The sequence below is a fragment of the Kitasatospora sp. NPDC059088 genome, from assembly GCF_042738155.1.
Lineage (GTDB): Bacteria > Actinomycetota > Actinomycetes > Streptomycetales > Streptomycetaceae > Kitasatospora.
On record NZ_JBHYGR010000187.1, the window covers coordinates 1 to 10,370 of the forward strand.

At 74.6% G+C, this 10,370-nt stretch carries 8 protein-coding genes and 1 pseudogene; 3 read left to right on the top strand and 6 right to left on the bottom strand.

The genetic code is table 11. From position 1 onward, the window contains the following. Both ACFWXO_RS41970 and ACFWXO_RS41975 read right to left on the bottom strand, forming a co-directional pair. Positions 1 to 1,025 (bottom strand): annotated as a pseudogene (locus ACFWXO_RS41970) (hypothetical protein); the annotation flags it as partial. Positions 1,026 to 1,088: 63 nt separating this feature from the next. Then, positions 1,089 to 2,090: an SMI1/KNR4 family protein gene (locus ACFWXO_RS41975; RefSeq protein ID WP_375892692.1), complete on the bottom strand. Its 1,002-nt coding sequence runs from the start codon at positions 2,088 to 2,090 to the stop codon at positions 1,089 to 1,091. Between the two features lie 538 nt (positions 2,091 to 2,628). Here ACFWXO_RS41975 and ACFWXO_RS41980 point away from each other — a divergent pair. Continuing rightward, positions 2,629 to 3,090, top strand: coding sequence for a YwqJ-related putative deaminase (locus tag ACFWXO_RS41980; RefSeq protein ID WP_375892694.1), 462 nt, complete (start codon positions 2,629 to 2,631; stop codon positions 3,088 to 3,090). A gap of 83 nt (positions 3,091 to 3,173) precedes the next feature. Beyond that, the gene (locus ACFWXO_RS41985) at positions 3,174 to 3,776 is read left to right on the top strand and encodes an SUKH-3 domain-containing protein (protein WP_380531677.1); all 603 of its coding nucleotides are present in this window, start codon (positions 3,174 to 3,176) and stop codon (positions 3,774 to 3,776) included. A gap of 15 nt (positions 3,777 to 3,791) precedes the next feature. Here the strand turns inward: ACFWXO_RS41985 and ACFWXO_RS41990 are convergent, their stop codons facing one another. After that, a complete protein-coding gene (locus ACFWXO_RS41990; protein WP_375892695.1) occupies positions 3,792 to 5,087 on the bottom strand; it encodes a sensor histidine kinase in 1,296 nt (431 codons plus the stop codon). Between the two features lie 260 nt (positions 5,088 to 5,347). Here ACFWXO_RS41990 and ppc point away from each other — a divergent pair, with 260 nt between their 5' ends. Further along, positions 5,348 to 8,158: a phosphoenolpyruvate carboxylase gene (gene ppc / locus ACFWXO_RS41995; protein WP_380531668.1), complete on the top strand. Its 2,811-nt coding sequence runs from the start codon at positions 5,348 to 5,350 to the stop codon at positions 8,156 to 8,158. 67 nt (positions 8,159 to 8,225) lie between these two features. Here ppc and ACFWXO_RS42000 read toward each other — a convergent pair whose 3' ends face one another. The 3 genes from ACFWXO_RS42000 to ACFWXO_RS42010 all read right to left on the bottom strand — a co-directional run bounded on the left by ACFWXO_RS42000 (position 8,226) and on the right by ACFWXO_RS42010 (position 10,030). Beyond that, positions 8,226 to 8,549 carry a hypothetical protein gene (locus ACFWXO_RS42000; protein WP_380531671.1) on the bottom strand — a complete coding sequence of 108 codons (324 nt, stop codon included), beginning with the start codon at positions 8,547 to 8,549 and terminating at the stop codon, positions 8,226 to 8,228. A gap of 154 nt (positions 8,550 to 8,703) precedes the next feature. Beyond that, positions 8,704 to 9,282: an aminoacyl-tRNA hydrolase gene (gene pth, locus ACFWXO_RS42005; RefSeq protein ID WP_375892700.1), complete on the bottom strand. Its 579-nt coding sequence runs from the start codon at positions 9,280 to 9,282 to the stop codon at positions 8,704 to 8,706. A 154-nt stretch (positions 9,283 to 9,436) separates the two neighbouring features. Continuing rightward, the gene (locus ACFWXO_RS42010; protein WP_375892701.1) at positions 9,437 to 10,030 is read right to left on the bottom strand and encodes a 50S ribosomal protein L25/general stress protein Ctc; all 594 of its coding nucleotides are present in this window, start codon (positions 10,028 to 10,030) and stop codon (positions 9,437 to 9,439) included. Positions 10,031 to 10,370 lie beyond the last annotated feature (340 nt).

Consider the following 10,370-nt stretch of genomic DNA (forward strand, 5'->3'; position numbering starts at 1 on the left):
GTGGGCGCCTGCTCCACCGGGGCGGCGGGCGGGGCGGCCGGGGCTGCCGGGGCGCCGGGCAGGCCCATCAGGCCCGGCACGGCGTCCGGCGGCGCGAGCAGCGTCGGCGCCGGCTCGGCGGCCGGGGCGGGCACCGGGACCGGAGCGGGCGGGGCGACGGGCGGCGCGGCCGGGGCCTGGGCCTGGGCCTGGGCGACCGGCGGCTGGGCACCGACCGGCGGCAGGCCGTGGCCGCCGCCCGGGGGCATCAGCATCGTCGCGGCCTCGGCCCCGGCCGGGGCGGGCGCCTCGGGCAGGTCCGAACCGGAGGTACGCAGGCCCTCCGGCATCAGCACGGTCGCCGCCTCGGCCGCGACCGGCGCGGGCGGCGGCGTCGAGGCGCTCGGCGGCAGCGGGGCGGCGAACGGGTCCTCGCCCGGCGGCGGCGCGAGCATGGTCGGCGCGTCCCCGGCGGGCCGCGCGGAGACCGGCGGCTCGGTCAGCACGGCGGGCGCCACCGGTACGGGCGCGGGCGGCAGCGGCGCGGGCGGCACGTCGGCAGGCGCGGGCGCGGCGACCGGTACGGGCGCGACAGCCGGAGCCGGTGCCGGTGCCGCGGCACCCCCCAGCTTCTCGGCCTCCGCCGCGATCGCCGCCGCTCCCGCCTCCTGCAGCCACTGCGGCGGGCTGAGCAGGAAGGAGGTCGCCTCCACCGGCCCCGGTGCGGGCTTCGCCGCCCCGGCCGGGTTGGCCGCGACCGGCCGCCCGTACACCTCCTCGAACTGCCGGACCACCTCGTTGACGGGCAGCGCGGGCCACAGCGTGCTGGCGCCCGAGTCGCGGGCGATCACCAGCCGCGCCCCGCCCGCACCCGCCCCGCCGTCGGCACCGGCGGCGGGCCCACCCGCCGTGTCCGCGGGCGAGACCGCCCAGCAGACGAAGCCGAGGTCGAACTCCCGGACCCGCACCTCGCGCTGCTGCCCGTGCGGCACCCCGCCGTTGACCCACTCCTCGGCGAGCTCCTGCGCCTGCGCGTACGTCACCACGCCCGGTTCACCCCTGTCCCCGTCGTCCCCACTCGTTCCCTCAACGCCGTTCCCGCGCTCACGTCAGTCCACCGGGACGGCCCGGGCGAACCCGCCGTCCACCATCAGCTCCGCGACCGTCTCCAGCTCCGGCGGGCTGCCGGCCAGCCGCAGCAGGAAGGCGTCGAAGTCGTCCCCGCAGGGCAGCAGCAGCCGGGCGCAGCGCTCCTCGGGGGCCTCCGGCCCGCCGGAGTCCCGGGCGTCGTCGTACAGGTGGAACCAGACCGAGCCGATCCGGTCGCCGCGCACCTTGAGCGCGATCAGGCCGCCCTGCGCGTAGGCGATGCCCAGGTAGTCCTTGGTGAGGTGGTCGCGCAGGCACTTGTTGGCGTAGACGACGTCCTCGGTGCCGTACTCCTCGGTGAGGGTGAGGAACGGCTGGTCGAGCAGCATGCCGAGCTCGGTGTCCAGTGCGACGCCGACCGGGCCGCGGCCGCCGCCGAGCTTGAGGAAGGTGCGGTAGGCGCCGGGCAGCTGGTAGCCGAGGCGCTCCTCGGCGCGCTGCACCAGGTCCTCGGGGACGCCGATCGGGTCGCCGCCGTCCTTGGCCAGCGAGAAGTGGACGGGCCGGCGCTCCTGCAGCGGGCGGGTGCCCCGGCGGGTGTGGTCGGCGGGCGAGGTGGCCAGGCCGCCGTGGTGGCGCAGCAGGGACTTGACCTCGACCGGGACGAGCTCCATCCGGCGCCAGCCGGGGGCGGCCCGGCCGACCGCGTGGTGCCAGGTCCAGCCGGGCGGGGTGGCCACCGCGGTCTCCAGGTCGGCCCAGAGCGGGTGGCCCTGGGTGAACAGGGCGGCGTTGGCCGAGACGTAGTCGGTCAGCCGCAGTTCGTCCACGCCGAAGCCCTGCGGCGGGTCGGCGACCTCGGCCGCCGCGGCGGCGTACGGACCGAAGTCCGGGTAGCCGGCCTCGTCCACCCGGACCCCGGCCGGGTGCCGCTCGGCACGGACCGGGTCCGGGAACTGCACCACCTGACCTGCGTACGCCGCGTTCGGTGCGGCGGTGACGCCGGGCCGACCTGTCGTCATCTGGGAGCCCCCACTGGCTGCTGCAAAATGCTCGGTGCGCTTGCTGGGCACCAGCCTATTGGGTCACCCGCCCGGCCGACCCCTCGCACCCAGGGCCCGCCGCAACACCTCCACGACCCCTACCTGCCGGGCCTGTGTGACTCGTCGCGGGCGCCGTGGCCGCCGATCGGCCGTACGGGGGCGGCGAGTTCGTCGTCGTCGGTGAGCACCGCCCCGGCGTCGCCGTTGCCACCGGGGCCCGCCCGGGGCCCTCCCGGGGCCCTCCCGGGGCTCGCTGCCGGAACCGTACCGGGCGGGGTCCGGACCGGGGGCGGTTTCGGTAAATCGACGGACAAGTCATGACGATGCTGTGCGGGTCCGGCCGGTGGGCGGCCAGGATGCGGGTGGGACGGGTGCCCGGCCGGCCGGTGGCCGTACGGGTGTTCGGTCCGCCCCGCACCCCGGTTGTGCGGTTGTCGGTACCGAATGACAGGCTTGCCCCGGGACCGACCGGAGCCAACGGGAACCGGACCGCCAGGAACGAGGAGGAGGACACCGCATGACCACCGGTGAGCCGGCGGGCCCGCCCGTGCTGCGCCACCACCGCGACAGCCTGCTGCCCGCCGTCGCCGCCGCGCTGTCGCCCAAGGGCGGCGAGGTGCACACCCTGGCGGGCGACAAGGACGACCGGCGCCCGGTCCTGCACCCGCTGGTCGGCGAGTTCCTGGACACCCTGCCGGTCGAGGCCCGCGAACGGTTCACCGGCCGCTGCCCGGAGGCCGTCCTGCTCTCCCAGTACCTGACCACGGTCGACGGGAAGCGCTCCAAGCGCGCCGCCCGCAAGCCGATGAGCCTGCAGGAAGCCCGCAAGGCGCTCAAGGGCTCCCGGATGACGACGCTCCGGATCCGCGAGGAAGGCGACCCGGCACACGGCACCCACGCCCCGCCGTGCCGCTCCTGCGCACCGATGCTGGAGCACTTCACGGTGCAGAGCGTCGCCGTCGGACCGCCGGCGCGCTGAGCGTCCGCACGCCGGACGCCCACGCCCGCCCGCCTCCCGTACGCCTCTCGTACGCCCCCTGTCCCCGAGCCCCGGAGCACGCCCTGAACCCGCCCAGCCCGCCCCCGCCCCCGCCGGCCACCCTCGCCCCGGGCACCCCGCCCCCGGCCGGCCCCACCGGGCGGACCCGCCCGCGCTTCCCCGCCGACGTCGCCGCCGAGCTCAAGGCGGCCGGCTGGCACCCCGGCCGCTGGCAGATCCGGCAGGCCGAGGAGTGGGCCGACGCCCTGGTCGGGCACGGCGGTCCCGGCGGCGTCCCGCACGCGGTGTTCCCGGCGGCCGTCGAGGCCTGGGCGGAGTTCGGCGGCCTCGCCTTCGACCTCTCCGGCCCCGGCCGCCAGTTGGCCCGCACCTCGTTCCTGATCGACCCGATGTGCGGGCTGCACCAGCCGCGCACCCTGTTCGACCTCGGCCGGGCCCTGGGCAGCCGGCTCGCCCCGCTCGGCGAGGAGGCCTACGGGCAGGCGCTGCTGGCCGTCGACGAGGAGGCCCGGGTCTACAGCCTGGACCACACCGGCGAGTGGTTCCTCGGCCACGGCATCGACCAGGCGATCAGCACCCTGGTCCTGGGCACCGCCCCGGAACGGCTGCGCACCGCCGAGGAGTACGGCCGCGCGTACGGCCAGGGCCCGTCCACGCCGGGCTGAGGCGCCTCCCGTGGATCAGGCCGGACCCGCGGCGCCCGGCCGGCCGAGCCGGTCCGCGCGGACGGCCAGCCGGGACGGCAGCACCGCCTCGACCCGGAAGCCGCCGTCCGCCTCCGGCCCGGAGGAGAAGGTGCCGCCCAGCGCGATCACCCGCTCCCGCATCCCGACCAGCCCGTTGCCCCCGCTGGGCAGCTGCGCCGCCCCCCGCTCCCCGCCCGGGCAGGCGTTCACCACGCTCACCCGCACCCCGTTCGGCGCGTACGCCAGCAGCACCGACACCTGCGCCCCGCCCGCGTGCTTGTGGGCGTTGGTCAGCCCCTCCTGGACGACCCGGTAGGCGGTCTGCTCGGCCTCGCCGGTGAACTCCTGCCGGCTGCCGCTGACGGTCAGCGTCACGGCCATCCCGGCCGCCCGGGACTGGTCGACCAGCCGGGGCAGCACGGCCAGCGAGTCCGGCTCCTGCGGCCGTTCGTCGTCCATCCGCAGCACGCCGAGGATCTCGCGCAGCTCGTTCAGCGCCTGCCGGCCCACCTCGCCCATCAGCCTGGCGCTCTGCGCGGCCTTCTCCGGGTCCTTGACGGCTATTCGCTCCAGCGCCCCGGAGTGCACCACCATCAGCGAGACCCGGTGGGCGACCACGTCGTGCATCTCCCGGGCGATCCGGGTGCGCTCCTCCAACCGGGCCCGGCGGGCGCGCTCCTGGGCCTGCTCGGCGAGCAGGTCCAGTTCGGTCTCCAGGCCGTGCGCACGGTCCTTGAGCGACTCGATCAGCCGCCGCCGCGCCCCCACGTACAGTCCGGTCACCACCGGGGCGACGGTCAGTCCGACCGCGACCAGCAGCGACAGCACGACCAGGCCCCACAGCGGGGTCCGCTCCGCCGCGACCGAGTCGTCCGGGGTCATCAGCTGGAGCGCCATCACGGCGCCGGCCTCGGCGAAGGCCAGCCCGGACAGCGCCACCACCCGGCGGCGCCGGGACGGCCACTCCCAGGTCTCCGCCAGCGTGTACAGCGACACCACCAGCAGCAGCACGCCCAGCATCCCGGGCAGCACCAGCAGGGTCGCCACCACCGGCACGGCCGGCCACCGCCGGCGCACCACCAGCGAACCGCCGGCCAGCGTGCCGAGCAGGGCGATCCCGGCCATGCCGAGGACGCTCACGTGCATCCGGGCGGAGAGGAAGGCGATCGTGCTGGCCGAGCACTCGACCGCGGCGAGCAGCGCCAGCCCGACGTCGAGGAGGGCGCTGCGCCGCCGCTTCCACCACCAGAACGACCGGACCGGCACGCGCTCCCCAGGCGACTTGCTCATGCGTGACAGGTTAAGCGGCAACCCCCGCCCTTCCCCACCCGGATTGCCCGGCACACCCCCTACCCCCCTCAAGTGGTCCAGACCACAGGTGGTTTTCGGCAGCCCTGTCCGCCATCCGGCCACCTCGCGGACAGCGACCGCCCCGACACCTATGCTGGTCGCGTCGGACAGCGCGGTCCGCACGCGTCACACCCGCCACACTGCGCGTGGACCTGTGACGATGAGCCGTTGCCGAACCCCACCACCAGAGGGAGCCAGCCGTGACCGCTCCGGTCCCCACCCCGGCGGACAGCCCCACCGTCCTCGCCGCCGGCGCAGCCGAGGACAACTCGGCCCTGCGCGCGGACATCCGCCGCCTCGGCGACCTGCTCGGCGAGACGCTGGTCCGCCAGGAGGGCCCCCAGCTGCTGGGCCTGGTCGAACAGGTCCGCCTGCTCAGCCGCACCGACGGCGAGGCCACCGCCGAACTCCTCTCCGACATCGACCTGGACACGGCCGCCAAGCTGGTCCGGGCCTTCTCCACCTACTTCCACCTCGCCAACGTCACCGAACAGGTGCACCGCGGCCGGGAGTTCGCCACCCGCCGCGCCCGCGAGGGCTCGCTGCTGGCCCAGACCGCCGACCAGCTCGCCGAGGCCGACCCCAAGCACCTCCAGGACACCCTGGCCAACCTCGCGGTCCGCCCGGTCTTCACCGCCCACCCCACCGAGGCCGCCCGCCGCAGCGTGCTCAACAAGCTGCGCCGGATCGGCGAACTCCTCGACCGGATCCACCGCGAGGAGCTCAGCAACGGCCTGGCCGCCGCCGACCCGGCCCGCACCAGCAGCGCCAAGCGCTCCGCCGACCGCCGCCTCGCCGAGGTCATCGACCTGCTCTGGCAGACCGACGAACTGCGCATCGCCCGCCCCGAGCCCACCGACGAGGCCCGCAACGCCGTCTACTACCTGGACGAGCTCTACCGCGAGGCCGTCCCCGAGGTGCTGGAGGAACTGCACGAGGAGCTCGCCCGGGTCGGCCTCAACCTGCCCGACGGCGTGCGCCCGCTGACCTTCGGCACCTGGATCGGCGGCGACCGCGACGGCAACCCCAACGTCACCCCGCAGGTCACCTGGGACGTCCTCAACCTCCAGCACGAGTACGGCATCCAGGACGCCCTCGCCGCGATCGACGACCTGCGCAACACCCTCTCCACCTCCGAGCGGCTGGCCGGCGCCTCGGTCGAACTGCTCGCCTCGCTCAACACCGACCTGCACCGGCTCCCCGAACTCAGCCCCCGCTACAAGCGGATGAACGCCGAGGAGCCCTACCGCCTCAAGGCCACCTGCATCCGGCTCAAGCTGGAGAACACCCGCGAGCGGCTGGCCGGCGGCACCCCGCACGTCGAGGGCCGCGACTACCTCGGCACCCGCGAACTCGTCGCCGACCTGCGGCTGATCCAGGAATCGCTGCGCGCCCACCGCGGCGAGCTGATCGCCGACGGCCGGCTGGCCCGCGCCATCCGCACCATCGAGGCCTTCGGCCTCCAGCTCGCCACCATGGACGTCCGCGAGCACGCCGAGGCCCACCACCACGCCCTCGGCCAGCTCTTCGACCGGCTCGGCGAGGAGGCCTGGCGCTACGCCGACATGCCCCGCGAGTACCGGCAGAAGCTGCTCGCCAAGGAGCTCCGCTCGCGCCGCCCGCTGGCCCCCACCCCGGCCCCGCTGGACGAGGCCGGCACCAAGACCCTCGGCGTCTTCAACACCATCCGCCAGGGCTTCGAGCGCTTCGGCGACGAGATCGTCGAGAGCTACATCATCTCGATGTGCCAGGGCGCCGACGACGTCTTCGCCGCCACCGTGCTGGCCCGCGAGGCCGGCCTGATCGACCTGCACGCCGGGATCGCCAAGATCGGCATCGTGCCGCTGCTGGAGACCACCGACGAACTCCAGCAGGCCGACCGCATCCTCGACGAGATGCTCTCCGACCCCTCCTACCGGCTGCTCGTCTCGCTGCGCGGCGACATCCAGGAGGTCATGCTCGGCTACTCCGACTCCTCCAAGTTCGGCGGCATCACCACCTCCCAGTGGGAGATCCACCGCGCCCAGCGCCGACTGCGCGACGTCGCCCACCGCTACGGCATCCGGCTGCGCCTCTTCCACGGCCGCGGCGGCACCGTCGGCCGCGGCGGCGGCCCCTCCCACGAGGCCATCCTGGCCCAGCCCTGGGGCACCCTGGAGGGCGAGATCAAGGTCACCGAGCAGGGCGAGGTCATCTCCGACAAGTACCTGCTCCCCTCCCTCGCCCGGGAGAACCTGGAGCTGACCATCTCCGCCACCCTCGCCGCCTCCGCGCTGCACACCGCCCCGCGCCAGGCCCCCGAGGAACTGGCCCGCTGGGACGCCGCGATGGACCGGGTCTCCGAGGCCGCCCACACCTCCTACCGCGCCCTGGTCGACCAGGAGGACCTGCCGAAGTACTTCTTCGCCTCCACCCCGGTCGACCAGCTCGCCTCGCTGCACCTGGGCTCCCGCCCGTCCCGCCGCCCCGACTCCGGCGCCGGCCTGGACGGCCTGCGGGCCATCCCGTGGGTGTTCGGCTGGACCCAGTCCCGCCAGGTCGTCCCCGGCTGGTACGGCGTCGGCTCCGGCCTCGCCGCCGCCCGCGCGGCCGGCCTCGGCGACGTGCTGGACGAGATGCACGGCCAGTGGCACTTCTTCCGCAACTTCCTGTCCAACGTCGCCATGACGCTGGCCAAGACCGACCTGCGGATCGCCCGCCACTACGTCGAGCAGCTGGTGCCCGGCGAGCTGCGGCACATCTTCGACCAGATCGTCGCCGAGCACGACCTCACCCTGCGCGAGGTGCTGCGACTCACCGGCGAGAACGAACTGCTGGAGCACAACCCGGTGTTGAAGCAGACCTTCACCGTCCGGGACGCCTACCTCGACCCGATCTCCTACCTCCAGGTCGCGCTGCTGCGCCGCCAGCGCGAGGAGGTCGCGACCGGCCGCCCGGAGGACCCGCTGCGCGCCCGCGCGCTGCTGCTCACCGTGAACGGCATCGCCGCCGGCCTGCGCAACACCGGCTGACGCCCGGCCGAACGACGCAGGGCCGGTGTCCACGTCCCGTGGACACCGGCCCTGCGTACGTACGTTCCTACTCCGCGGGCTCGCCCGCGCGCCGGCGCTTGAGCCACAGGGCCGCCCCGCCGGCCACGACCACCAGGCCGCCGCCGACCGCCAGCAGCCCCGCGTCGGGGCCGACCGACTCGCCCAGCAGCGGGGCGAACTGCGCCGCCGCGGGCTCCGGCGTGATCGCCGGATCGGGCTCGGCCACCGGATCGGCGTGCGCCACCGCGCCGCTGGACAGCAGCATCCCGGCCGCCCCCAGGGCACCGGCGGTGCCGACCCGTCGTCCGAGCTGCTTGAGCCGGACCACCCGGAGCCGCCGGAGTCGGCGGACCGGACGCAATCTGCGCATCGAGAACTCCCCAGGACCCGTTCGCGTACCGGGCCGACGCTATCCGATCCCGCACAGGGTTCTCACACGGATTCAGGTTTACCGGGCAAGCGTTGTACGACTGTTGTGTACCCGGCACACCGTGCGCATGACGTCACGTCAGACGCCGCCCGTTTCAGGAGTTGTACGTGCCCTGCGCCCGCTCCAGCCCCTCGGACAGCAGCGCCTCCACCGCGTCGGCCGAGCGGTCCACGAACCACTCCAGCTCCTTGCGCTCGGTCGAGGAGAAGTCCTTCAGCACGAAGTCGGCGACCTCCATCCGGCCCGGCGGCCGGCCGATCCCGCAGCGCACCCGGTGGTAGTCCGGGCCCAGCGACTTGGTGATCGACTTCAGCCCGTTGTGGCCGTTGTCCCCGCCGCCCAGCTTGAGCCGCAGCGCCGCGTAGTCGATGTCCAGCTCGTCGTGGACGGCGATCAGCGCCGAGGCGGGCACCTTGTAGAAGTCCCGCAGCGCCGTCACCGGCCCGCCGGAGAGGTTCATGAAGGACATCGGCTTGGCGAGCACCACCCGCTTGCCCGCCAACCGCCCCTCGGCCACCTGGGCCCGGCTCTTGTGCGCCTTGAACCTGGCACCCATCCGCTGCGCCAGCAGGTCGACCACCATGAAACCGATGTTGTGCCGGTTCCGGGCGTACTGCTCGCCCGGGTTGCCCAGCCCCACCACGAGCCAGGGCCCGTCGTACTCCTCCGCCATGTTTCCCTTCTCCCTCGCGCTCGACTCCGCGCTCGACTCCGCGCTCGACGCCGCGCCCGACGCCGTCATCCCGATCATCCTGGACGCACCGCTGCCCCGGCCGCTCCAGGGGAGCGACCGGGGCAGCGTTCGAAAGCTACGGGGTACCGGAGGCTCAGGCCTCGGTGCCCTCGGCCTCGGCGGCCTCGGCGTCGGCGTCGGCCTGCGAGGCCTGGGCGCCGATGACCTGCAGCACGACGGCGTCGGCGTCGACGGCCAGGGTGACGCCGGCCGGCAGGGCGATGTCCTTGGCGTGGATGGAGGCGCCGGCCTCCAGGCCCTCGACCGAGACGGTGACGGACTCGGGCAGGTGGGTGGCCTCGGCCTCGACCGGCAGCGCGTTGAGGACGTGCTCCAGCAGGTTGCCGCCCGGGGCCAGCTCGCCCTCGGTGTGGACCGGGATCTCGACGGTGACCTTCTCGCCGCGCTTGACCAGCAGCAGGTCGACGTGCTCGATGGTGCGCTTGATGGCCTCGCGCTGGACGGCCTTCGGCAGGACGTACTCGTCCTTGCCCTCGATCGGAACGACCAGCAGGGCGTTCGGGGTCTTGAGGGCCATCATCAGGTCGTGGCCGGGCAGGTTCAGGTGAACCGGGGCGTGGCCGTGGCCGTAGACGACACCGGGGACGAAGCCGGCGCGGCGGGCGCGACGGGCGGCACCCTTGCCGAACTCGGAACGGGTCTCAGCGGCAATGCGGATCTCGGACACGACTGCACTCCTCGTGAAGAATGGCGCGGGGGTGCAGGCAACGCGAAAAACCGCCGGGACCACACCCTCAGTACGTTCGGGGGTCACTCGGCGGCAACGACTTCTGCCGACGGACGGAATCCGTTACGGCAGCGCGTCGATCACGGAGTCGGTGTCCGTCGAGCGGGCACACGACATCCCTCGCCGAGCAGTTTCACGAGTCTAACCGCACCGGCCCGCTGCGACGAAATCGGGCCCCCGGCCGACGCCCCCGCCGAACCGGCAGCGGCCCCGAACCGGCGGGGGGGGCGGGGGGCGCGGTGGGGGGGGGCGCGGGGCCGCGGCGGGGGGTGTGTTGACG

Bases quoted from the DNA above. Each gene is read 5' to 3' on its own strand.
- ACFWXO_RS41980 (WP_375892694.1), top strand. From the start codon at position 2,629: ATGACCACCGGTGAGCCGGCGGGCCCGCCCGTGCTGCGCCACCACCGC.
- ACFWXO_RS42000 (WP_380531671.1), bottom strand. From the start codon at position 8,549: ATGCGCAGATTGCGTCCGGTCCGCCGACTCCGGCGGCTCCGGGTGGTC.
- pth (WP_375892700.1), bottom strand. From the start codon at position 9,282: ATGGCGGAGGAGTACGACGGGCCCTGGCTCGTGGTGGGGCTGGGCAAC.
- ACFWXO_RS41975 (WP_375892692.1), bottom strand. From the start codon at position 2,090: ATGACGACAGGTCGGCCCGGCGTCACCGCCGCACCGAACGCGGCGTAC.
- ACFWXO_RS41990 (WP_375892695.1), bottom strand. From the start codon at position 5,087: ATGAGCAAGTCGCCTGGGGAGCGCGTGCCGGTCCGGTCGTTCTGGTGG.